Source organism: Pontibacter toksunensis (assembly GCF_042686245.1).
Lineage (GTDB): Bacteria > Bacteroidota > Bacteroidia > Cytophagales > Hymenobacteraceae > Pontibacter > Pontibacter toksunensis.
The window spans coordinates 36,473-59,427 of sequence record NZ_JBHUOX010000007.1 but is presented as its reverse complement, the minus strand read 5'-3'; the positions used below and the strand labels follow the sequence as shown (position 1 = coordinate 59,427).

Sequence of the window (22,955 nt, the reverse complement as noted above, 5' to 3'; positions counted from 1 at the left end):
TCATTGAAAATAACATTGTCCCAATATAGAACAGCAAAGTGCCAAAATGGGAAAATTCTTTTCAATGTGGGAAACCTTAATTAAATAAAGATCGAATAAGGTTAAACCAATTAAGATATATAGAGTATCATATATAGAAATTTAACCACCCTTACCTCCACTTACCTAGTACCTATTCACTTATTATGAAAAAAAGATTATTGATTGTTGACGATGAACCATCTATAGGTTTAATTCTGGAACACTTCTTCTCAAAAGAATATGAAGTTGTGGTGAAGGAAAATGGCCATGCAGCCATGGAGTGGCTGCAGGACGGCCATTATACAGATGGTATAGTAGCAGACTTCGATATGCCTCATATGAATGGGCTGGAGTTTATCAAGCAACTGCGTGCCAGTAGCCTTTACAAAGACATTCCGCTTGTAATGCTTTCCGGTAAAGATGAGACCAATAATAAAATTTTATGTCTCAAAAGCGGGGCCGACGACTATATGGTGAAGCCCTTTAATCCGGAAGAACTGGATATCAGGATCAAGAACATGCTGAAGCGAATTAAGATATAGTAATGTTAGCCATGAGTAAAAAGGTACTTTATCTTTCAACTGACGCTGATGATACAAACAGCTTTAGAAGGGAGTTTGAGGATGATTTTGAGGTTCAAAGCTTTGACAATCCATCTCATCTCCTGTCGTGGCTATCGAAAGGAGAACCTTTCGATGCTATTATATTCAGCTCAGTTAACCCCGCTTCGCAACTTGGCCTTAATTTAGTAAGGGTAATCAGGAAAGACATGGAAGTGCAAAAGCCTGTTTTCTGGGTTACCGGTTATAAAGTAAGCCCCTCGTTGCAGACTGTTTTATTGAAAGGTGGTGTTTCAGATATTTTTGAACGGTCTAGCTTAAGGGAAAAGCTGCTCACCCGTTTGCGCTTCTTTTCTTTACAGGTTGAAAAACCTGATTCAGAATCTAAAAGAACTGCGCCCGTATACCGCACGCATGTAGGGAAGCGGATTTTTGACATTGTAGTTGCCTCTTTGGCCTTGCTGTGCCTGTCGCCTCTGTTTCTTATAGTAGCCCTGCTTATTAAGCTCGAATCTAAAGGGCCTGTGTTTTACTACTCCTATCGTGTGGGTACAGGCTACCGGATTTTCAAGTTTTGGAAATTCCGTTCGATGCGCCAGAATGCGGACCAGTTGCTGAACTCAATAAAAGAGCTGAATCAGTATCAATCCTCTTCAGGCACTACCTATACCTTGCGCTCCACTTTGTGTGAAACCTGCGCTGCCGCCGGTACAGGTTGCCAGAACCAACTTGTAGACAAGAAAGGACAGATGATCTGCGAAAAGGAGTTTCAGTACGCAAGGAAGCTACAGGACGGTTCTGCCTTCATCAAAATAGCAAATGACCCACGCGTAACACGTATAGGTACTTTTATACGCAACACAAGCATAGATGAGCTACCGCAGTTGTACAACGTACTCCGGGGCGATATGTCTATTGTCGGCAACCGCCCTCTCCCCCTCTATGAAGCTGAAAAAATAACAACAGACCAATTTGCTGCCAGGTTTATTGCTCCGGCAGGTATTACGGGCCTCTGGCAGGTTAGCAAACGCGGCAAAAGCGACATGTCTGAAGATGAGCGCAAAGCGCTGGATATCGAGTATGCACAGACCTGCTCACTGGGAAAAGACTTACAGATTATACTTAAAACAGTACCTGCATTATTTCAAAAAGAAAACGTTTAATGAAAAACTCAATCTTTACCCTCCTATTTAGTCTGCAAGTGCTTCTGGTGGTCGGACAGGTCAGACCACAGCAGCAGACGGAGCAGACTATGAGCCAGCTGGAAAAGTTTTTTGCTTCACCAGATTACGCCCTCCCTCTTCTATATGATGCTGCCATCCAGTACTCTGCAGAAATAGAGAATGCGGAAGCAGCCAAGCAAATTGCCCAGGAAGAAATCGTGCTTGGCAAAAGGCAGATTCTATCCGGTATCGGTTTGAACTCTGGCTATTCCTACGGCACATGGTTTAACTGGGGCTCTAGCGGCGACTCTCAACCAAGCCTCCTGAATCCCTTTTCCCAGCCTGTCAGGTCTAACTGGAACTTGGGCCTTAGCATGAGTCTCTCCCTGGTGAATGTTTTGAACAGGGGAAATGAAATTAATAAGCGACAGATGATGCTGAAAAGAGCTGAAGCAGACCGTAAGAAAGTTGGAATGGAAATACGGAAAGAAATAATTCTCCTTTATCAGCAGCTAAAACTGTCAAGGGAAGTGCTTCAGAACTACCAGGACGCATTCCAGTCTGCGACTGTAAACAAGGAAATCTCTGACAAGAGGTTCAGGGAAGGCGAAATACAGGTAGCTGAGCAGATTCAGGCAATGGCCTTCTATAATGCCTCAAGTTTATCACTGGAGGAAGCAAAAAACACATACATGACGAACCTGCTCTTACTAGAAGAAAGAATAGGAATGACTATCAACACTTTAATATCCGGCAAATGACACTTAGAGAATTTAAAAACCTGATGCGCCGTAACTGGCTTTATCTAGTAGCAATACCCTTAGTTACTGCAGTCTCCGTTTTCTTCTTTAACTTAACCCAAGGTAAAGAATATACTTCCAATACAGTAATTTATACGGGAATAGCCTCTGGTTACAGAGTAACCGGGGATGAGTCTTCACGAAGGGTCTCTGAGGGTGCCTATGAAAACCTTATCACGCTCATCACATCAAGAGACACAAAAAAAGAAGTAATTCTGCGTTTGCTGGCTTCTCATTTAATGATGAAAGAAAGAAGCTCAGCCATTATGAATGAAGATACCTATGAGCGGCTTAACGAACTGTTCAGTGACTCCTTGAAGGCTACTTTAACTGGTGCTACTATAGAAGAGACGACAGAGAACCTAGTTACGCTCTACAGAAGCGACAGTAAGAACGTCATCTATAAGCTGATCAATTCTGATGATCCGGCTTATTCACTATCAGCGCTGGCTAAAGTTCTCCCACACCGCATTGGTACCAGTGATCTTGTTCAGGTGGAGTATGTTACCAACGATCCAGGCGTTTGTTACCAAACGCTACAGATCCTGACTGATGTGTTCACACGGAAGAACAAAGAGCTCTTCTCCGGGCAGAATCAGGATGTGATGGTGTATTTTGATGAGGCAACGCAAAACGCTTATGACAAGCTGCAGGAAGCTGAACAAAAGCTGTATGAGTTCAACAAGTCAAATAACATCATTGACTATGACCAGCAGATAGCTACCACCGCTTCAGATAAAACGCAGGTTCTGGACAAGCTGAGCACTCTTGAAATGCAATATGCTGGTGCTTTCTCTGCTTTGAAATCTGTAGAGGAATCTATGAAGAAACGTGGGGCAGCTAACCTGAAAAGCCAGGAAATCATGAGTCTCCGCTCCAGGCTTTCCGGACTAAACAACCAGATTCTGGAGCTTGAGATGGCTAACAAGAGCGAGAACAACGAGCGGATAGCACGCCTGAAAAGAGAGTCTGCTGAAGTATCTGATAAAATCAAAGCATCGGTAGATAACTATTACGCTAACACACATTCGCTGCAAGGTGCCCCAATTGCTTCTCTTTTGGATGACTATGTGAGAAACACTGTTTTGGTGGAGGAACTAAAAAGCCAGCTTGACATACTGCGCAATCAAAAAGAAAATCTGGGTGGCGAGTATGAGAAGTTAGTGCCTCTAGGTGCCGAAATCAGGAAAATCAGAAGAGAGGTACAGGTAGCGGAGCAGGAATACATGGCACAACTGGATGGGTTGAAGAAGAGCAAACTGAGCCAACAGAACATCGAGCTTTCTTCCCAGTTAAGGGTGATTGACCCACCTTACTACCCTATCAGTTCTTCCAGTACAAGTCTTGTGCTTTTAGTGTTGTTTGGATTCTTTGGCTCATTGCTGCTTACAGGAGCTGGCGTGTTTACAGCAGACATGATAGATAACACAATGCGTAAGCCTGAGCACGCGGCCAAAGTAACCAACTTTCCTATAATGGGTGTTCTTCCTACTATAAATGCAAAGAGCAAGGATACTGCTATAGTAGACCAGGCTGAGAACCAGCTTGTAAGACAGCTACTGCTAAAGATACAGCAAAAGAGAGATTCCCAGGGGCCTTTCGTGATAGGTGTAGTAAGCAGCCACAGTGGTGAAGGGAAAAGCATCATCAGTAACTCCCTTACCAAAAAGCTGAGCATAATGGGTTTGAATACCTTACACCTGCTTCCTGATAGCCTGGAGCACCAGGGTGTATACTATGGCAGTTCAACCGCCTTCTACTCACCTCTGAAAGGTGTAAGCTCCAATGTTACAGTGGCTGATTTGGCCGGTAACCGTGTATTCAATCATGCTGTAGTCATCGTGGAGTTCCCAGCCTTACTCGAGGAAACGTACCCTGTATCGTTGTTACAGTACCTTGATATGATACTGGTGACTGTGAAAGCAGACAGAACCTGGGAGCAGGCTGATAAAATTCTTTTTGACAACATTCAGCGTATTACCAAGGCTCCTATAGAAATTGTTCTGAATGGGGTTTATTCAGAATACCTGGAAGACTTCCTGGGTGGGCGGGTTAAGCCAGTTAATCTGGCAGAAGCACACGAGTATGAAGCACCAAAACAGGTGGATGAATGGAAAAAAGAACCTGCAGTACTAAATTCCTAAAAGAATTTTTCAGGTCCGATAAAATGCTATAGCAACGTACTGGAGCAGGCATGGTTTAAACTCAAAGCCTAGTTTAGTACAAAGTCAGAAAGCGTTTCTAAATTTATTCAGTTCAAAACTTTAAGATGTATACCGGCCTGTTCAATAAACAGGCTGGTATATATCAAAGCACAACTCCCACCTGCACACAAATAACTCATTAACATACACTATGAGTCAATTTATTGACAATTCTGCAGCAAAACCAAAGTATACCTTACTACTCTTAGGTATACTGACTGCTGTTGCCATAGGCTGGCTGAGCGCCAGTTTAGGTTTAGCAGTGCCTGCCCTATTGGTGATGTTAGCCTTTGCTATTCCCTTTACAGTTTCTGTGTTCTATGAACCAAAGTATGGCTTTCTTGCCTTTATAGTTTTCTGTTTCACTATCCATATTTTCACAAGAGAGGTTGGTGGCAACATACCTTACGGAACAATAGGTGAAGCGCTGCTATTGGGTACCTGGATAACCGTAATCACGAACTCCTCTAAAAGGTTTAACTGGGACAACCTGAAGAACGACCTCATGTTTCTGACCCTGTTCTGGTTTTTCATAAACCTGATAGAGGTATTCAATCCGGCTGATGCAAGTATCATGGGGTGGCTGCAGGAAATAAGAAGTACAAGCTTGTACTGGCTTTTAGTTGTGCCTTTAGCTCTGGTTATCTTCAACAAAAATAAAGACCTTAATCTTTTTCTTTACATCATCCTTGGCTTATCTATCCTTGGTGCCCTTAACGGTATAAAGCAGTTGTATATAGGACCATGGCCTGGGGAACAAGCGTTTCTGAACGGTCCGTCTCAAAAGACACACATACTGTTTGGCAAGTTGCGGGTGTTCTCTTTCTATAGCGATGCTGGTAACTTTGGAGCCTCCCAGGCCCACATGGGTTTGACAGCTCTACTACTGGCTTTAGGCCCATTTAAGCTATGGAAGCGGGTTCTTCTTCTTATAACTGCTGTACTTTTATTTTACGGCATGCTCATCTCCGGGACAAGAGGCGCCTTGTATGCTTTAGTGGTAGGAATAGCTGTGGCTATTTTCCTTGGCAAGAACTTCAAAATTATCTTTCTAGGTTCAGCTATTGCTTTCAGCTTAATTTTCCTGTTAAAGTTTACTTCTGTTGGTAGCGGAAACTACCATGTACAAAGGCTGCGTTCTGCACTGAATCCTGAAGATGCTTCTTTGGGAGTCAGGCTCTATAACCAGGAAAGGCTTGCAGAGTATCTTGACACAAGGCCGTTTGGGGGCGGCTTGGGTGTAATCGGTTTCTGGGGAGTAAAATACAATTCAGACAAATATCTGGCTTCTATCCCACCCGACAGCTACTGGGTTAAAGTTTGGGCGATGTATGGCATTGTTGGCTTTATTATCTGGTTTGGCATCATGATGTATATACTGGGCAAGTGCTGTGGAATTGTCTGGATGATTAGGGACAAACGCCTTAGGATAAAATTATTAGCCCTTACTTCAGGCTTTGCTGGAATTCTGTTTTGCAGTTATGGCAATGAAGTGATGAATGCCATGCCATCGGCTATGATCATTTACATTTCCTGGTGCTTTGTTTTCCTCGGACCTAAGTTAGACAACGATATAGACAGCAACAAAAAAGAAGCAGTATTAGCAAAATCTTATGCATAGCCCTTTAGTATCCATTATATCCGTCAACTATAACCAGGCCAGTGTCACCTGTGAGATGCTGGAATCGCTGTGCCAGGCCACTTACCCGAACATAGAGATTATCGTGGTGGACAATGCCTCTCCTACTGATGACCCTGCCATTATAGAAGAACGCTATCCCACTGTAAAGCTGCTAAGGTCTTCTTCTAACCTGGGGTATGCAGGGGGCAATAATCTTGGCATACAGCAGGCCAAAGGAAAGTACTTGCTTTTCCTGAACAATGACACGGAGGTGGATCCGGGCTTTCTGGAGCCACTGGTTGAATTATTTGAAAGCAACCCTCAGGCTGGCGTCGCATCGCCTAAAATAATTTATTACGGCACTGATAAGCTTATTCAGTATGCAGGTTCATCGGGTATAAACCCCTGGACTGGCCGCAGTAAAGGGATCGGAAGCCACGAGAAAGACAATGGCCAGTACAGTGTCTCCAGACAGACAGCTTTGGCAGACGGGGCAGCCATGATGGTGCCAAAAAAGGTAATAGATCAGGTAGGCGTTATGCCTGAGCTGTATTTCCTCTACTATGAAGAGTTGGATTGGTGCGAGATGATAAAGAGGGCAGGCTACACGTGCCATTATGTAGCTGACGCCACTATCTACCATAAAGAATCAGTCTCTGTAGGGAAATTCTCTGTTCTTAAAACATACTATATGAATAGAAACCGTTTGCTTTTTATCAGAAGGAATGTAAAAGGTTGGGCTTTTCTTACAAGTACGACTATCTTCCTGATGGCTGCCATACCTAAAAAGGCAATTGGCCACTCCTTCCGCCGGGAATGGAAACACCTGCTGGCTTTAGGCCGTGGTTTATGGTGGAATCTACAGAACCAGAATAGAATATCACCAAATTAGATATTATTCGTAGAGTACATTTCAACTAGCCTAAAGCTGGTAAAAGAACTAAAAAGAACCACTAATGCTCCTGCTAAACCTACTCATTCAATCACTCTTATACCTCATAAGCGCCTACCTGCTCTTCAATTGCATCTACCTTTTATTTTTTTCTGTTGCTGGCCACAAGAAGATCAAGCGCATAAACCCTCAGGAGAGCACGAAGGGCTATCGTAAATTCTGTGTGCTGATACCTGCTTACCGGGAAGATAATGTAATACTGGAAACTAGCCAGGCTGCTTTGTCACATACTTACCAGGGTGAATTTGATGTTGTGGTTATAGCTGACGGGTTAATGCCTGCCACCATTCATAAACTAAAGCAGCAAGGCTCCAAGGTGGTAGAAGTGTTTTTTGATAAAAGCACCAAAGGCAAAGCATTGGCATGGGCCCTGGATTCGCTCCCCGAGAATGAATATGATGTTGCCGTGGTGCTTGACGTTGACAACCTGATGGGTGCCAACTTTCTGGAAGAGGTAAACAATGCCTTTGCAGCAGGCTATAAAGTAGTACAGGCTCACCGTACAGCAAAGAACATGGATTCCGCCTTTGCTCTGCTGGATGCCTGCAACGAGGAAATCAACAACCACATATTCAGGAAAGGGCATTTTGCCATTGGCATGTCCTCCTCCCTCATTGGCTCAGGTATGGCCTTTGAATACCGTTACTTCAAGAAACTTCTGGTGGGCATAGGTGAAACGGTAGGAGAAGACAAGGAAATAGATATTCGCATTTCAAAAGACGAGGTAAAAATCTGCTACCTCGATAAAGTGTACGTGTACGACGAGAAGATTGAAAATGCACAGGTTTTCACAAAGCAGAGAACAAGGTGGATTGCAACGCAGGTTGAATTCGTGCAGAAATATGCCGTTGATGGCATGCTGCATTTCTTCAGGCACAAAAACATTGAGTATTTTGATAAAGTACTTCAATCTATAGTGCTGCCGCGAACGTTTCTTGCCGGTATTCTTGGCTTCTTCTTCTTATTATCATTTGCCATACCCTATGCTCCTTCTACACTTTTCTGGGCAGGGCTCCTGGTAGGCTTCTGCATTGCCATGTTCTTGGCTTTACCACGAAAACTTTATAACAGGCACCTGCTCTTTGCCATGATACGGTTGCCTTACGCTTTGTTCTGTATGTGTGCGGCTTTACTAAGAATAAACACAACGAAGTCTTCCTTTTTGCCTACCCCACATAAAGCGAAGGCCATCCCTTCTAATACAGATAAACAAACCATAAAACATTAAACCTATGCCTTTCGACATTATAGCACTACCTGCCCTGGTTTGCCTCATCATTGGCTTTATCAGTGGCTTAAAAACAGCCAAAAAGGCAAAATAGCCAATAATACAAGCTCTAACATACGTACTGAAAGATAACCTGTCAGTAACGACTTTAACCCTTATTGCATTATGCTGATACTAAAAATCATATTCTGGTTCGCCCTGGCTGTTGTTCTGTACACCTATATTGGCTATGGAATTATAGTATGGATATGGGCAAAGACAAAAAGCCTTTTCAGTTATAACAAGAACCTTTACGCGGCAGATTTTGAACCGGAGGTAACGCTGGTTGTGCCAGCCTATAACGAAGGAGACATTCTTAAAAATAAAATTGAAGATTGCTTAGCCTTAGATTATCCGGCAAATAAGCTTCAGATCGTTTTTATAACAGACGGTTCCACAGATAACTCAGAAGCTGTTTTGTCTGCTTTCCCCCAGGTTACTCACCTGCACTCCCCGGAAAGAGGAGGAAAGTCATTGGCAGAGAACCGGGCAATGCAATATGTAAATACGCCTTACGTGATTTTTACTGATTGCAATACCTTCCTTAACAGGAACGCGGTGCGCGAAATGGTAAAGCACTACCAGGACCCACAGGTTGGTGCCGTATCAGGCGAAAAAAAGATTCTCTCTGAAGATTCCTTATCCGGATCAGGCGAGGGACTCTACTGGAAATATGAGTCCTTTCTAAAGCGTTGCGATTCTAAAATTCATAGCTTGATGGGTGCAGCTGGGGAGTTGGTCTCTTTCAAGTCAGACCTCTTTCAGCCGCTTGAAGCAGATACAATCCTCGATGATTTTATACAGTCTTTACGCATAGTAGACAAAGGCTATAAAGTGGTGTATGAGCCTGATGCATACGCCATGGAAGCACCTTCGGCGTCTATGGCAGAGGAAATGAAAAGGAAAATACGCATTTGTGCTGGTGGGTGGCAGTCCATGTCACGCCTGACTTCTTTGCTTAATCCGTTCCGCCAGCCTGTCGTTACCTTTCTGTATCTTTCGCACCGGGTTTTGCGCTGGAGCCTTACTCCTGCTTTGCTTGCCTTGTTGATACCCTTGTCTGCCGTTCTGGCATTTCTGCAGGGAGGCATCTATACTCTCGTTTTCACCCTCCAGATTCTTTTTTACCTAATGGCATGGATAGGCTGGAGTGCGGAGTCCAGAGGTAAAAAGCTTAAGCTTTTTGTTGTTCCCCTCTACTTTTCAATGATGAATATAGCTGTATTTGCAGGTTTTTTCAGATTTATTCGTCGCACCCAACCCGCAGCCTGGGAAAAGGCTGAGCGGGCACGTTCCTTATCCTCATTAAGCTGAACGTAAAGAAGCTTTGTTTTCCTTAGTCAGTAAACTGCTTCATAAACAGAGATAAATTTCAGATACATTCATCCACATAAAGTAGAAACATGCACATCTTCAACATGCCTTCTTGGATAAACCAGTTCCAATATCCTTATAAGAAGTTTGAGGAAATACCATCATCAGTATTTGAAACTATCAGCCAGAACCTGAAAAGGGTCCAGAGCTCAGAGCCAGCTGTGACGATTTTGATCGCCGCATGGAACGAAGAAGTTAACCTCCTGCACTGCCTCTCCAGTTTATCTATGACAGTAACCTCCATACCTTTCGAGATTATTGTCGTGAATAACAATTCAACAGATAATACACAGCTGGTACTGGATAAATTGCAGGTTAAAAATTTATTCCAGAAAATCCAGGGATGCGGACCTTCAAGGCAATTAGGCATTGAGAACGCTAAAGGGAAATACATCTTACTGGCCGATGCAGATTGCTTTTACCCTGCCTGCTGGGTAGATGAAATGATGAAAGTTTTGCAGCTTCCGGAAGTAGTTTGCGTATACGGAAGGTATTCGTTTATACCGGAACCCGGTTTTCCGCGCTGGAAGCTCTTTTTTTTAGAAAAACTAAAAGATATCATTGCAGAAGTAAGGCACTTTAAACGACCTTTTTTGAATGCCTACGGCATCAGTATGGGCTTCGTAAAAGAATACGCCTTAAGAGTTGGGTATATAATGCATAATACCAGAGGTGATGATGGCAGGTTATGTTACGACCTGATGCAGTTTGGAAAAGTAAAGCAGGTTCGATCAAACCGTGCCCGGGCGTGGACAGGTACTCGCACGCTGCAGCGGGACGGTAGTTTAGGAAATGCTTTACGCAGAAGAATTATGATCGAATTGAAGCGGATCAACGACTTATTTAAGCCGCTTCCACCGCATGATACCAAAACATCACTCAACGACTAATGCCAAAGCCAGCTTCAGAACAATTGCCAGGTAAAAGTGGCATCAGATGCTGAAGCATGTTGAAACTAGTAATGGATCTGAAGCAAGCTTAATTTTATTTACAATACTTGTTAAATTAATCAATGAATTTTGTATTTGTCAGTCTGCAACGCATCAACACGGATAGGGACTCTACCTCAACAAGCCTGGCAAAAGAGCTGGCAAAAGAGCATAAGGTACTTTACGTGAACTCCCCGATCGACAGGAAAACAATTTTATCAGCTGACACAGATGAATTTACAAAGGCTCATATTACATCCCTCAAGAAGAATGAAGAACCTTTGACGCAAGTGCATGAAAACCTTTGGGTCTTAAATCCGCTTCATGTTATTGAATCTATTAATTGGATTCCATCTACAACTGTCTTTTCGGCGCTCAACTGGTTTAACAACAAACGTTTTGCTAAGGATATAAAGGAAGCCATAACAACACTCGGATTTGACAACTTCATTCTAATAAACGACAAAGATATTTTCAGGAGTTTCTACCTTAAAGAGATACTCAAGCCTGACAAATACATCTACCTTGACCGTGACTATACCATTGGGATGGATTACTGGAAAAAGCATGGAGTTACGCTAGAGCCCCAATTAATGCGTAAAGCAGATGCTGTTGTTTGTAATTCGTTGGATTTTACTGAAAGGGCAAAACTGTATAATAAGAATAGTTTTTACATCGGCAATGGTTTCAACATTGATCAATATAAATTTAAAGAAGATTTTCCTGTACCTGATGATTTAAAAGCCATTCCTGGACCTATTGTAGGCTATGTAGGTGCACTTATCACTTTGCGTTTAGATTTAGAACTGATGATTTCTATGGCTGAGGCTAGGCCGGACCTGAGTTTTGTCCTGATTGGATGGGAGGATAAAGAGTTTGAAGATAGCAGGTTACATAAATTAAAGAATGTCTATTTCTTAGGTAAAAAACACACCAACGATGTACCTGCTTATATAAAGCATTTTGATGTTTGCATCAATCCTCAAATATTAAATGAAATTACCAGTGGCAACTTTCCTTTAAAAATTGTAGAGTACCTGGCAATGGGGAAGCCAGTAGTGGCCACTGTTACGCCTACCATGGAAAGTATCTTTTGGGGCCATACCTATCTCGCTGATAGTACTATTGGCTTTCTCGGCCAAATAGATAAGGCGCTTCAGGAGAACAATACTTCTTTGATGCAGGAAAGGAGGAATTTCGCGGCCAATTTTACCTGGGCAAATGTGGCCTCTGCCCTACTCAAGTCTATTAAAAGTATAAAGCAGCAGGAAGCCAGTATAGCTGAATATTAAACTGTTCTAAATTGTAACCTGTATTACTACCTTCGGAGGATAACGCATAATTACCTTCCAGTTTCGCAGTCATTCTATCAGCAGCTCTCCGCCTGGGATGGCCTGTGATTAGTGTAAGGGTTGTTAAACAGGAGCACAAGCAAACCAACTTCGGCTTCAGCAAAAAGTAAAGCATTGATGTACAGTCCTGGGCGTTTCCGCTGTCGATGCCAAGCATGCTGACACTGATTTAAAAGATTACATTTACACAAAACATGAATCTTACTCCCCTTAAAGAAGAAACTGTACTAGAAGAAAATAAAGATCGGTGGTTTGAGACTAAACATCTGCATACCGACCTGAAGTCCCGATCTGTAAAAGGTGGGTTCAGTACCATCGCTGGGCAAGTAGTTTCCTTTGCCATAAATATTGTGTCTACTATTTTGCTGGCACGGCTTCTTACTCCGCAGGACTATGGCCTTGTAGCCATGGTTACTGCTGTGACTGGTTTTGTTACCATCTTCAATGACCTGGGACTTTCTTCTGCTGTCATTCAAAAGGAACAGATAAATCAGCAACAGGTAAGTGCGGTATTCTGGATCAATTTATTTATTAGCCTGGGCATAGCTATCATAGTTGCCTTACTTGCTCCGCTCCTAGTGAGTTTCTATAACGAAGAACGGCTTTTCAATATTACACTGGTCTTCTCTGTCGGCATTTTTGTTTCCAGCCTTTCTCTGCAACACAATGCACTTATGAAGCGGCAAATGAAATTTGAGAGTTTGGCGCTGATGAATACAGTTAATGCCTTTCTTAGTGTATTGTGTGGGATTCTTTTAGCATGGCTTGGCTTTGGCTACTGGGCTATAGTGTCCATCACTATCCTCTTTCCTACTTTCAATACAGTGGCTTTGTGGTTTATCTGCGACTGGAGGCCTAGTTTTGCGTTCGATACACGGAATGTGCGTTCATTTATTCAATTTGGGGCAGGCATAACTGGCTTCGATTTGATTAACTACTTCTCCAGAAATATGGACAACGTGCTTATTGGCAAATACATAGGCTCCGTAGCGTTAGGTTTATATACAAAGGCTTACCAGTTACTATTACTTCCGATTACCCAATTAAGGAACCCCTTAAACAGTGTTGCGCTTCCGGCGCTGAGTACTTTACAAAATGACAGAGGAAAATACAGGAATTATTACAAGAGGTTCTTGTTTATACTTGCCTTCTTCTCGATGCCTGCTGTCAGCTTCATGGCCGTTTTTTCAGAAGAACTTATCCTGATTGTATTAGGAGAGCAATGGATAGAAGCCAGTTCAATTTTCCGAATCCTGGCAATCGCCGCTTTCATTCAGCCAACGTTGGGAACAATCGGGTTGGTGATGATAACAACCGGGGATACAAAGCGATACTTCATTTGGGGTTGTATAAACGCTGTTTTAGTTGTTAGTGCTTTCCTCATAGGTGTACAATGGGGTGTTGATGGCGTAGCAAAGGCTTATGTAGCCGTAACTTATCTCCTTTTCTTCCCTGCACTGTTTTATTCTTTGCATGGATCCCCGGTTCCTGTAGCTTTATTTCTAAAAGAAATAACTTTCCCTGCTATTTTTTCTATTATTTGTGGAATTGCCATGTATATTTACAGAGGCTACTTCATTTACCTGAATGATATTATACTCAGTATTACCGGCTTCTCGGTTGGCGCTTTGCTTTATCTTATGCTCTGGTTTGTTTGTAAAGCAAGCAGAGAAAGGGTAATGCAGGTTTTTGAGATAAGACATGTACTGCTAAAGAAGATAAATTAACTTCTGTTCCATCCTATACAATGCTTCAACAGACTATCTACAAAAGAAGCGGGGCTAACTATAAAGCGTTGAAAACAAAACAACAAAATAAGAGAAGTCTTCATCTGACAAAAAGCATGCAGGGCCTTTTTTTAAATTTTTTGTCATTGTTTACTCTTCTGAAGTATCCCTCAATCAAAAAGGACTACCGTTATTTTATAAGGGATAATTACTATAGTAGGTTACTTCAGACAAAGTACCTGATAGCTGACTATATTTTTAAGAAAGAGTATAAAACAATTCAATATTACGGTGAGTTTCAACAAGAGCTGACGTTCATCCTGCCCTTCGCATACTGGCACCATTTAAATGGTACCTTAAAAAAGACAATTTCGTGCAAAGACACTAAAGAGCTGTACTTCTTTAGCAATAACCACGAGGAAAGATACTCAGAAAGAGATGCTGTATCCAACTACGGTAGCTATGAGGTGCCTAACATGACGCACAGCATTTCATACAGTTACACTAAATGGGCCAGAGTACCTTTAAAGGAGCATTATCATAACGATACTTTCCGGTATGATAAACCCACGTTAGTGATAGCCAACAAATATAATATTGAGTGGGATGAACTTCCGGTGAATTTCTTTGACATAGAGACACTCGATGAAATAATTACAAAATACAAGGATAAGTACCAGATTGTATACAACCGCCCCTTATCACGGCATATTGTTCAGGATAACAGTGAGATCCTGGAGTTGCATGAATATGAGTGGCTTCGAGAAAACCATCCTGAGGTGATACTCATAAGTGACTTATACAAGCAGCACAGCGCTAGTGTAAACAACTTTAACCATCTTCAGTTACTGGTTTATGCTAATTGCAGCCACTTTATTTCGGTGCATGGCGGAACTGGTGCATTAGCAAGTTACTTTGGAGGGAACAATATCATACTGTCTAAAAAGGGTATTGAGCAGTATTTCAATGAGTATGCTACCATATTCCCTTCACTTTCCGGTGCTAGAATTCATCATGCCAAAACTAAAAGTGACATCTTCCGGTACTTAGAAGAATACTACTAGTCAGCATAAATTCTGGTGCTATCTATCCATTCACTTTTCAGGCTTTAATGAGGGCTTAGAAGCGCCTGGATAATTTTATAAGAGAGACATAATAAAACTAATCTGCTGCTGTCTGAGAGGCGCAGGAGTGACTGGATGCTCTTTATGAAAGGCTCTTGGCACGTAGCTTGAATACGTCGGCTAGTGCTCGCCGGGCTGCATGATACCCACACATGCCATGGACCCCACCTCCGGGTGGTGTGGAGGAAGAACAGATGTACAAACCTTTAGCCGAGGTTCTGTAAGGTGAAAGCCGCAAGGCCGGCCTGGTAAAAAGCTGACCGATGTCGATGATGCCTCCATTGATGTCTCCACCAATATAATTTGCGTTGTAAGCTTCCATTTCAGATGTATTCATCACATGCTTTGCCAGAATACGATCCCTGAAACCAGGTGCAAAACGCTCTACCTGCTTTTCTATCGCATTCGTCATGTCTACCTTAGAACCGTTCGGAACATGGCAGTAAGCCCATGCCGTGTGCTTACCTTCTGGTGCCCTTGTTGGGTCAAATAAGCTTTGTTGCGCCAGTAAGACAAATGGCTTCTCCGGGTGTTTTCCTCTTGAGGTCTTGTGCTCTGATGCAGTGATTTCTTCCAGTGTGTTACCCAGATGAATAGTGCCTGCATGGCTGCATTCACCTGCTTTGAAAGGTATGGGCCCACCGAGTGCCCAATCAACCTTGAACACGCCCATACCATACCTGTACCTTTCCAGCTGCCACTTGTAGAGGGCCGAAAATGTATGCCCTGCAATCTCCAGCAGTTGTTTAGGTGTAACATCAAAAAGCACGGCATGAGAAGAGGGAAGCTGTTTCAGGGAGTGTACCTCAACGTTTGTTTCAAACTTCCCTCCTAGCGATACAAAATAAGAAGTCAGCGCATTTGCTATTCCCTGAGAACCGCCCTTGGGCATTGGCCACCCTTTGATATGCCCCATGGCCATCAGCACCAGTCCTATGGCTGATGTAGCAGTATTTGTGAGCGGCTGTATGGAATGGGCGGCCATACCTGCCCATAGTCCACGCGCTTCAGTTGTTTTGAAACGGAGGTTTGCAAGAAGAACAGCTGATTGAAGCGCATTTATACCAAACTGTCCCATGGCTATCGGATGGCTTGGTACCCGTAACGGGCCCAAAGCTGCCTTCGCTATGTAAGGCCAGTCCCTTACCAAAGGCTTAATCAGCTTCAGGTAGGACCTTTCATCTTTACCGAGCTTATTGGCCGTTTCCTCTATTGATTTACTTAATACAGCTGCTGTTCCGTTTTCAAAAGGATGCGCAGCGGCCATGGGTGGGTATATGAACTCAAGACCATGTGCTTCTAAGGGAAGTGTTTTAAAATAGGGAGACTCTGCTGCAAGCGGATGAATGGCCGAACAGATATCATGAACAAATCCTGGCAAAGTCAGCTCGGCAGAGCGTAACCCGCCACCTATAGTATCTTTCGCTTCCAACAGCAAAACAGAAAGGCCGGCTTCCTGCATGGTGATGGCAGCAGCCAGACCATTAGGACCGGAACCTACAACAACAGCATCAAAGTCTCTTCTATCCAATCTGAATTCAGTGTAAAGGTGGTGCTAAAAAGGTAGGTGCCTCAATGTAAACGGTAACTGAAAGATAACACCAAGTTTGTAAAGTGTTGTGAAGCTATAGCTGGAAAACAATAATCCTTTCTTTCACTTGCAAGTCTGTACATCCGAAGCAGGCAAAGAATTCTCATTTCTGTTTCGGGCTTTTAAATATAGCTTCTTTAGGAGCCTGAAAAGAGTTTATTTTTCCTTTATTTCAAATAAATGTACGTTCACCTCTGCTGTTTTATAGGAGTCAATTTCTTTTCCCAAAGCAGAAAATGTTTCCAGAAGAGTTTCCCTGGGGTTATCCTCTGCATAGTACCAGGCTGGCTGCCCATCAAAGTCACCAATGTTTGACCAGGCCCTGTTGCTGTAGATGAACCAGACACGGCTGTTTCCGCTTAGTTTTCTGAAGTCTGCACTTAATTTGCTGTAGTAGTCTGCTTTGTCTTTCGCCACAAACCGATAGTCTTTCCCTTCAATGGCTTCAAATTTAAAGCCTTGTGTTTCTTTGTAGTAACGGTACCCCACAAGGTCATTCCAGTAGATGTATACCGCGTCTCCTTCCTTATACCTGTCATCAATATAAGAAAGGGTTTCTCTCTGGTACGACTTCTTGTAGTCCCCGAAAGCATCTCTGTCTACAACCTGATGGGTAGCATTGGCTATGGGGCCCAGCAGAAGCAGCGCTGGCAGGATAAGGCTACCCCTAGGTATCTTTAAAAAAACATTTGACAGCTTCTCGCAGCTCAGCGCCAGAAACAGTACCAGCACAGGAGCCAGGAACACAACAAGGCGGTCCATAAACGGGTAGAGCTCCAGGCCAGAGGCAATCAGCACCAGCAGAACTGGGAAGACCAGCACCATAAACTGTTTCCTGTCCTTCCTATAGAAGGCAACAAAGCCGACAGCCAGTACTGCCAAAGGCAACAATGACATTCTGGCCAGCACCCGTACTACCGCATTTGTAGATGGCGATAGGTCGAGCCACGATAAGCCGAGCGGATAATGAAGGATAGAAAATGCTTTCTTTATGAACCACTGCAATCCAGCTATTGAGAATGGAGGAAAGGGCATGAAACTGTCACGAATTCTAAAGAAATGCAGTAACCACTCCGAGTCCCCATGTTCATGGATAAACAACACATAAGAAACAGCAAAGCTGACAAGCCAAATCGAGAAAGGGAGAATGGAGCGAAAAAGATGCCGCCACTCTTTTTTTAATACATAGTGAAGGCTGACACCGAACGCCATACCTGCCAGTATAAAGATAGAGGAGAAGGAGAACCACAGTAGCACAGCTCCACCCAGCCCCCACAATAAAAGGGAAAGAAAGTCCATTTTATTTTGAAAGCGAGTATAAAGTAACAAGGCTATCACAGTAGCAAGCAATTCTGTGCTATATTGTTTTGCTTCTACAGCATGGTAAATCAAAGGAGGTGCTGTTGCCAACACACCCATCGCTACCAATACCCCTACAGGTTTAAGGAAATACCGCGCCACCGGTAGGAAAAGAAAAAGGGAGGCTATGCTGCAAATCAACGGAAACAACCTTAGTGCCATCTCACTTGTTCCGAAGAGTACTACCATCAGCCGGGACACCCACAGGTAGCCAAGCGGCGCCTTCTGCTCGTAAGCCAGCATCGGGTTCGCCAGTTCTACAAAATTCACCTTAACGATACTGGTAGCCAGAAAAATCTCGTCACCCCACAATGATCTATTGTCCAGAAAATGGAAGAGCCTGAAAAAGATTCCGACTCCCAGTAAAATCCACACGAAAGTCTTCCACTGTGCTTGTACATGGCCTGCAGCCGGGCAAACACTTACTTTTGGGGCTCTACGGAATGTCGCATTTAAAAAATCTGACATATTTCTTTTAAAGATTAATTCCTACGAATGATGGTTACAGGGTCTTACGCTGCATCATATTGGTTTTGACTTTAAACTTAGTGTGATTTTTGATTATAAGATTGGACCTAGTAAAAATATATGAAAACCTTGGCTGAGGCAGATTTTAACCAGTCGTTTTACATTCACTGGTGTTTACAAGAAAAGTTAAAGGTTTAGTAATTTTGCGGGACACCTTCTAAAAGACAATACCAAAGGTTCTTTTGGTATTGTTGACGGTGCTATAAATTATAGAAGTTGTTAGTCAAGCGTAACCCTGGTTGAAGTTATCGACATGGCACACCAATGGCTGTGCGATTCAATACGGGGTTTATTTACTTATTTATATTAAATAAACCCTAAACTGGATGAAAGCCTCTAAGACTAAAAATCATTTTAAGTTCACTTGCGCACTTTAGATGAAGTTACTTGCATGTTTTTTTGCTACTACACCACATGAGGGGTTTGCAAATCTGATATCAGGTCTCTTGAGTTCAAAGGCTCTTTGTTAAAGTTCTTGAAAACGACAAAGTTTTCCATACCAGCAGCGTTTGCAAAGAGCTTCCCGTGCTTAACATTCTCATCAGACCTGGCTCTGTTGGCACTTTCCAGTTTGTAGTAGTCATTCAACTCGTCTGTACAGTTAACCGACTTTTCCAGAGTAGTATTACTCAGGTAGCGCTGAAAGTTTTCCAACTGCTCCTGCTTATAATTCAATCCAATTTTCAAGCCCCTGTTCACTAAATCTATATCATCATGACCAGCAGGCAGGAATTCTTCATCATAGCCACCTAACTGCATAAAATTATCCTTAAAGAGAGCTATACGTCCTGAAGTTCCCCAGAATGGAGGTTTATGAAACCTATAGATGATATCTTTGCCGTGCTTGTTAAACAAATAGTTAATATAGAAGGCAAAGTCTTTCCCTGTAAAGTTATCGCCGTCTACATTACAGACTATATCTCCTTTTGCTAAAGCATGGGACAGGTTTTTAGCTTTAGACATGTGGAACTTTTGTGGCTCGGTTGTCTTATAATAATTTAGAATTCCTTTGTGGATATACTTTTCAAGGTTTTTCTTCACATACCCTTCCAGGTCATCCTGCGAATTGTAGTCAATCAGAACAAATTCTAGGTTAGGATAGCTACTATTGTCTAAGATGTTTTTTTCTATTGTATGCTTCAGGTGAAAAAGCCTGTTCATACAGGTGGAGCAAAACGATATAGTATAATAGTGGTCTTGCTTATATATCTCTTTTGGCAGTGGGGTATCATTATACTTCCTGAGGTTTATATCCCTGAAGTTTCTGATTTCCCTTTCCAGCCTTTGTGGTAAAAGTTTTCTGAATATTGATGACAACTTATCCATTATAAAAATAAGATATTGAGTGAAAGAAACGGAAGTTCTGAACTTGTACCCTGGAAAGTGAAGCTCTCATGATAAATACCTGAAGCTAAAAAAACACATTAAGTGGACTGGGTGTTATATGTTTAACAGGACCTACACCTTCTGAATAATATTTCGAAAAATTCCCATTATTCAATTCGTAACCTAAGCCAAGGGATATATCTTATGATTTACAATAAGTGTAGCAGGTGTTAATTCACTTGTACAAACCATCCAAACGCTTCATTAACATCACCGATGGTAACAATACAGAAGAACTCCACTTGTAGATGCCCTATTGTGGCATAGACACACCTTATAACTCCCTGATAGCAAACCTCTTACATCTTATTTTTTACTTATTAACTAAAGGTGGTGTTTCTTAAGAACCACTTTAACCAGGGAATATCAACAAACATGAGCGTTACCAGCAAAAGGGAGAAGAATACCACATAGAGCATAAACCACTTACGCGTATAGAGCTTTTCAGAGCCTTGCACAGGCGAGTCTTTCAGGAGCCCTATTCTAAGGTACCAGGCAAATAAAAGCGCGAAAAAGGGAAAGCTAATTAGTAGCTCCAGCCGGTTTTTCACTAAAAAGATGCCCAGAAAGAAAGCCGACGTGAGCGCATAAAAGAACATGGAAATAAGCAGGCTATTTTCGGTGTAGTACTTAAATGACTTCCGGTAGAGGCCTGCCAGATCCGGATTGGCAATAAGCCGATACTCAGCAAAGCGTTTTGTAGCCATCAAGAAGGCACCCCCCATCCAATATGCGACAATTATACTGGAAGGTGGAAAAGACAACCACTCTATGTCCCAGGCACTCTCTGGCAAGGCCACTACAGGCGTAAAGATAAACCAGCCCAACGCAAATCTGATGGGATTATTTACGGACTCTGAAAGCACATCCAGGTAGACCCTGTCTTTGCTGCGGAAAGGCTCTACGTTGTAAATAACGCCCATAACAAGCAGAAAGGCCGCTATAATAAGAAATTGCGTAGAGATAACATATGCCAGCGAAAGGCCAATAGCAGCCAGTAACACATACTCTGAATAAACCAGTACGGGATTAACGACGCGCACAACAGATGTACGCTTGTTTTTTAAGGGGTGAAACTTATCAAATTCTGCGTCAAGATATTCGTTGATCACATAGTTGGCAGAAGCAATAAGGCATGTGCTGAACACACCCACCAGTATTCTGAAGAGAAGCGTCAGGTCCAGCGGCGTTTGATACACAATGAAAGCAAAAAGCATTCCCGGCACCATAAACACATTCTTGACCCAATTGTCTGGTCTGGCAATGGCGATATAGTCCGGAAAAGTTGCGGGTAAAGTAGTGGTGTTCTGCTGAGCAACAAAAGAAGGTTCTGAAGCAGCCAAAGGGTTAGAACGCGATGCGTTGGGTTTCATACTGTTGCGTTTTAGAGGTTATATCATCAATAAGTTTAGAATAAAAGTCAAATTGACTGTAAGGCTTCTTATCTATAATAAGGTATGGGACCCCGGCTCTCAAAGCACACTCCCCGTCCATCTCCTGACGATCTCCGATAAAGAGGCACTCCGCTGCGGAAAGCCCTAACTGATCCACAGCATAAAGAAGCCCTTTAGGATCTGGCTTTAGTTGGTTGATCTCAGGGTCAGTAGAGCTCACCAAGAGGTCTGCTGTAAGCCCCATTGCCATAAGTTTATCATGCGCTGGGTAGTCTGAGTAGATCGCTATTCTGATATTGTTCTGCCGGAGTACTTTAAACAGTTCTGAAGCGCCAGGATAAACACATCCGGCTAAGTACCTGATTGGGCGCTGGAAAATCCACTGTTGAACTATACTTTTTAATTTGTGTACAGGATAGCCTCTTTTCTCAGCACACCAGGTATACTGCGCATTGTCCAGGTCCGGGCATCCAAAACCTGCTCTGTTCTCGCGTTCATTTCTGAATTCAGAAAGCATGGATAGCTCTTTGTACCGCCAGGGGTGTTTGGCATAGTAACTCAGAAGGTCAAAAAGCATCTTCTTTCTCAGTTTTGACTGATCATAAAGAGTTCCATCTACATCGAATATCACAGCCTTCACTCCCTCCCAGCCTACCACAGGTGTCTGCCTATGCTGCATAAGATTTTCTATATAATGGTGTCAGTGTCTTAGGTATCAAAGTTAAAGCAGATGTTTAGCTGATTTCAGGCATATTATGTAGCTTTTTGTGCGCCCTAACCCGATTGAAGTTCAAGTACGGCAGCCATTTAATTTAGGTTTAAACTTTATCTTTATTTCAAATATTATACTGATACACAGATACTTAAGTATCATATATAAAAAAAACGATGCATTAATGATATGTGCATTGCTAATGAGTACCTATTGTAGGCTTTGTGCTTTTCAATACATCCTGAATATCCCCCCTCCCTCAGGAGATGAAGTAAAGTGTTTCGCTTTCACAAAAGTTTTAACCTGCCTTTGTAGTTTTGGATTTTACATACTCATTCTACGGCTCACAACTCTTATCATATGTATTTGGCAGTAGTTATGCTGCAGGTTTAGCTAACTGACTAGAACAGTGGCATGTCCCGGTTTAAGCGTTACAACAGCCTTATAAGGTATAAACAGCTCAACATAATTTTTAGATCATATGAAGACACACAGGCAAGACTTCTCCTGCAACGGTAGGTTCTGTTAATGAGACTTAAGCACTTATTGTATAATGTATGCACCTGCTTTATACCATAGAAGCATCAAAGGGTTTGGAAGATGTCTCTAAACTTAAGTTTCTAGTAGAATTAGTTAAATATGTACAAGTAGATAAACATTGTATTTTCTAATCCGTATGAATTGGCGCCGCAATGGGGATTAAGTTTTTAAGGAGGGATTCCAGACAGAGGGCAAGAGTTTAAAGCACCTAGTAAGTTACAATGGCTCTAACGCTATCATAACCATCAAGCCTGCCTATCACTATGAAATTAATTTTCCCTTGGGTTCTCTCACTTTTGGCTTAACGAAAGCTTGTTTACAATTGACTGATTAGTTACCACTGGCTGCTAT

Annotated in this window: 17 protein-coding genes; 12 read left to right on the top strand and 5 right to left on the bottom strand. The window is 42.6% G+C overall.

What is annotated here, in order from left to right; all coding sequences use genetic code 11:
• Nucleotides 1-185: 185 nt before the first annotated feature.
• From ACFS7Z_RS11240 to ACFS7Z_RS11185, 12 genes are all read left to right on the top strand, one after another.
• A complete protein-coding gene (locus ACFS7Z_RS11240) occupies nucleotides 186-563 on the top strand; it encodes a response regulator transcription factor (protein ID WP_377484502.1) in 378 nt (125 codons plus the stop codon).
• An 11-nt stretch (nucleotides 564-574) separates the two neighbouring features.
• The gene (locus ACFS7Z_RS11235; RefSeq protein ID WP_377484499.1) at nucleotides 575-1,744 is read left to right on the top strand and encodes a sugar transferase; all 1,170 of its coding nucleotides are present in this window, start codon (nucleotides 575-577) and stop codon (nucleotides 1,742-1,744) included.
• On the top strand, nucleotides 1,744-2,505 hold the full coding sequence (locus ACFS7Z_RS11230; protein WP_377484496.1) for a TolC family protein: 762 nt from the start codon (nucleotides 1,744-1,746) through the stop codon (nucleotides 2,503-2,505). The genes ACFS7Z_RS11235 and ACFS7Z_RS11230 overlap by 1 nt, the downstream gene beginning before the upstream one ends.
• Entirely contained in the window at nucleotides 2,502-4,688 is a 2,187-nt protein-coding gene (locus ACFS7Z_RS11225; protein WP_377484493.1) for a GumC family protein, read from the top strand. The genes ACFS7Z_RS11230 and ACFS7Z_RS11225 overlap by 4 nt, the downstream gene beginning before the upstream one ends.
• Nucleotides 4,689-4,899: 211 nt before the next feature.
• Complete coding sequence (locus tag ACFS7Z_RS11220) at nucleotides 4,900-6,369, top strand: O-antigen ligase family protein (RefSeq protein ID WP_377484490.1); 1,470 nt, start codon at nucleotides 4,900-4,902, stop codon at nucleotides 6,367-6,369.
• Nucleotides 6,362-7,261, top strand: a complete 900-nt coding sequence (locus tag ACFS7Z_RS11215) for a glycosyltransferase family 2 protein (RefSeq protein WP_377484487.1) — start codon at nucleotides 6,362-6,364, stop codon at nucleotides 7,259-7,261. The genes ACFS7Z_RS11220 and ACFS7Z_RS11215 overlap by 8 nt, the downstream gene beginning before the upstream one ends.
• Before the next feature lie 64 nt (nucleotides 7,262-7,325).
• On the top strand, nucleotides 7,326-8,549 hold the full coding sequence (locus ACFS7Z_RS11210; protein WP_377484484.1) for a glycosyltransferase: 1,224 nt from the start codon (nucleotides 7,326-7,328) through the stop codon (nucleotides 8,547-8,549).
• 165 nt (nucleotides 8,550-8,714) lie between these two features.
• The gene (locus tag ACFS7Z_RS11205; RefSeq protein ID WP_377484481.1) at nucleotides 8,715-9,902 is read left to right on the top strand and encodes a glycosyltransferase family 2 protein; all 1,188 of its coding nucleotides are present in this window, start codon (nucleotides 8,715-8,717) and stop codon (nucleotides 9,900-9,902) included.
• 89 nt (nucleotides 9,903-9,991) lie between these two features.
• A complete protein-coding gene (locus tag ACFS7Z_RS11200; protein ID WP_377484478.1) occupies nucleotides 9,992-10,852 on the top strand; it encodes a glycosyltransferase family 2 protein in 861 nt (286 codons plus the stop codon).
• Between the two features lie 122 nt (nucleotides 10,853-10,974).
• The gene (locus ACFS7Z_RS11195) at nucleotides 10,975-12,183 is read left to right on the top strand and encodes a glycosyltransferase (RefSeq protein ID WP_377484475.1); all 1,209 of its coding nucleotides are present in this window, start codon (nucleotides 10,975-10,977) and stop codon (nucleotides 12,181-12,183) included.
• 254 nt (nucleotides 12,184-12,437) lie between these two features.
• Nucleotides 12,438-13,970, top strand: coding sequence for a lipopolysaccharide biosynthesis protein (locus tag ACFS7Z_RS11190; RefSeq protein WP_377484472.1), 1,533 nt, complete (start codon nucleotides 12,438-12,440; stop codon nucleotides 13,968-13,970).
• Between the two features lie 68 nt (nucleotides 13,971-14,038).
• A complete protein-coding gene (locus ACFS7Z_RS11185; RefSeq protein WP_377484470.1) occupies nucleotides 14,039-15,034 on the top strand; it encodes a hypothetical protein in 996 nt (331 codons plus the stop codon).
• A 142-nt stretch (nucleotides 15,035-15,176) separates the two neighbouring features.
• Here ACFS7Z_RS11185 and ACFS7Z_RS11180 read toward each other — a convergent pair whose 3' ends face one another.
• The 5 genes from ACFS7Z_RS11180 to ACFS7Z_RS11160 form a co-directional block, all read right to left on the bottom strand.
• Nucleotides 15,177-16,625: a phytoene desaturase family protein gene (locus tag ACFS7Z_RS11180; protein WP_377484467.1), complete on the bottom strand. Its 1,449-nt coding sequence runs from the start codon at nucleotides 16,623-16,625 to the stop codon at nucleotides 15,177-15,179.
• 216 nt (nucleotides 16,626-16,841) lie between these two features.
• A complete protein-coding gene (locus ACFS7Z_RS11175) occupies nucleotides 16,842-18,512 on the bottom strand; it encodes a hypothetical protein (protein WP_377484464.1) in 1,671 nt (556 codons plus the stop codon).
• Nucleotides 18,513-18,977: 465 nt separating this feature from the next.
• Nucleotides 18,978-19,733 (bottom strand): glycosyltransferase family A protein, encoded by a 756-nt coding sequence (locus ACFS7Z_RS11170; protein WP_377484462.1) that lies wholly within the window; start codon nucleotides 19,731-19,733, stop codon nucleotides 18,978-18,980.
• Nucleotides 19,734-20,278: 545 nt separating this feature from the next.
• Nucleotides 20,279-21,331 (bottom strand): UbiA family prenyltransferase, encoded by a 1,053-nt coding sequence (locus ACFS7Z_RS11165; protein WP_377484459.1) that lies wholly within the window; start codon nucleotides 21,329-21,331, stop codon nucleotides 20,279-20,281.
• Complete coding sequence (locus ACFS7Z_RS11160; RefSeq protein ID WP_377484457.1) at nucleotides 21,306-22,031, bottom strand: HAD family hydrolase; 726 nt, start codon at nucleotides 22,029-22,031, stop codon at nucleotides 21,306-21,308. Before ACFS7Z_RS11160 ends, ACFS7Z_RS11165 begins: the two co-directional genes overlap by 26 nt.
• Nucleotides 22,032-22,955 lie beyond the last annotated feature (924 nt).

Coding starts and splice junctions, on each gene's coding strand:
- ACFS7Z_RS11205 (WP_377484481.1), top strand. CDS start 8,715: ATGCTGATACTAAAAATCATATTCTGGTTCGCCCTGGCTGTTGTTCTG.
- ACFS7Z_RS11165 (WP_377484459.1), bottom strand. CDS start 21,331: ATGAAACCCAACGCATCGCGTTCTAACCCTTTGGCTGCTTCAGAACCT.
- ACFS7Z_RS11220 (WP_377484490.1), top strand. CDS start 4,900: ATGAGTCAATTTATTGACAATTCTGCAGCAAAACCAAAGTATACCTTA.
- ACFS7Z_RS11170 (WP_377484462.1), bottom strand. CDS start 19,733: ATGAACAGGCTTTTTCACCTGAAGCATACAATAGAAAAAAACATCTTA.
- ACFS7Z_RS11160 (WP_377484457.1), bottom strand. CDS start 22,031: ATGCAGCATAGGCAGACACCTGTGGTAGGCTGGGAGGGAGTGAAGGCT.
- ACFS7Z_RS11240 (WP_377484502.1), top strand. CDS start 186: ATGAAAAAAAGATTATTGATTGTTGACGATGAACCATCTATAGGTTTA.
- ACFS7Z_RS11210 (WP_377484484.1), top strand. CDS start 7,326: ATGCTCCTGCTAAACCTACTCATTCAATCACTCTTATACCTCATAAGC.
- ACFS7Z_RS11200 (WP_377484478.1), top strand. CDS start 9,992: ATGCACATCTTCAACATGCCTTCTTGGATAAACCAGTTCCAATATCCT.
- ACFS7Z_RS11235 (WP_377484499.1), top strand. CDS start 575: ATGAGTAAAAAGGTACTTTATCTTTCAACTGACGCTGATGATACAAAC.
- ACFS7Z_RS11175 (WP_377484464.1), bottom strand. CDS start 18,512: ATGTCAGATTTTTTAAATGCGACATTCCGTAGAGCCCCAAAAGTAAGT.
- ACFS7Z_RS11195 (WP_377484475.1), top strand. CDS start 10,975: ATGAATTTTGTATTTGTCAGTCTGCAACGCATCAACACGGATAGGGAC.
- ACFS7Z_RS11215 (WP_377484487.1), top strand. CDS start 6,362: ATGCATAGCCCTTTAGTATCCATTATATCCGTCAACTATAACCAGGCC.
- ACFS7Z_RS11190 (WP_377484472.1), top strand. CDS start 12,438: ATGAATCTTACTCCCCTTAAAGAAGAAACTGTACTAGAAGAAAATAAA.
- ACFS7Z_RS11230 (WP_377484496.1), top strand. CDS start 1,744: ATGAAAAACTCAATCTTTACCCTCCTATTTAGTCTGCAAGTGCTTCTG.
- ACFS7Z_RS11225 (WP_377484493.1), top strand. CDS start 2,502: ATGACACTTAGAGAATTTAAAAACCTGATGCGCCGTAACTGGCTTTAT.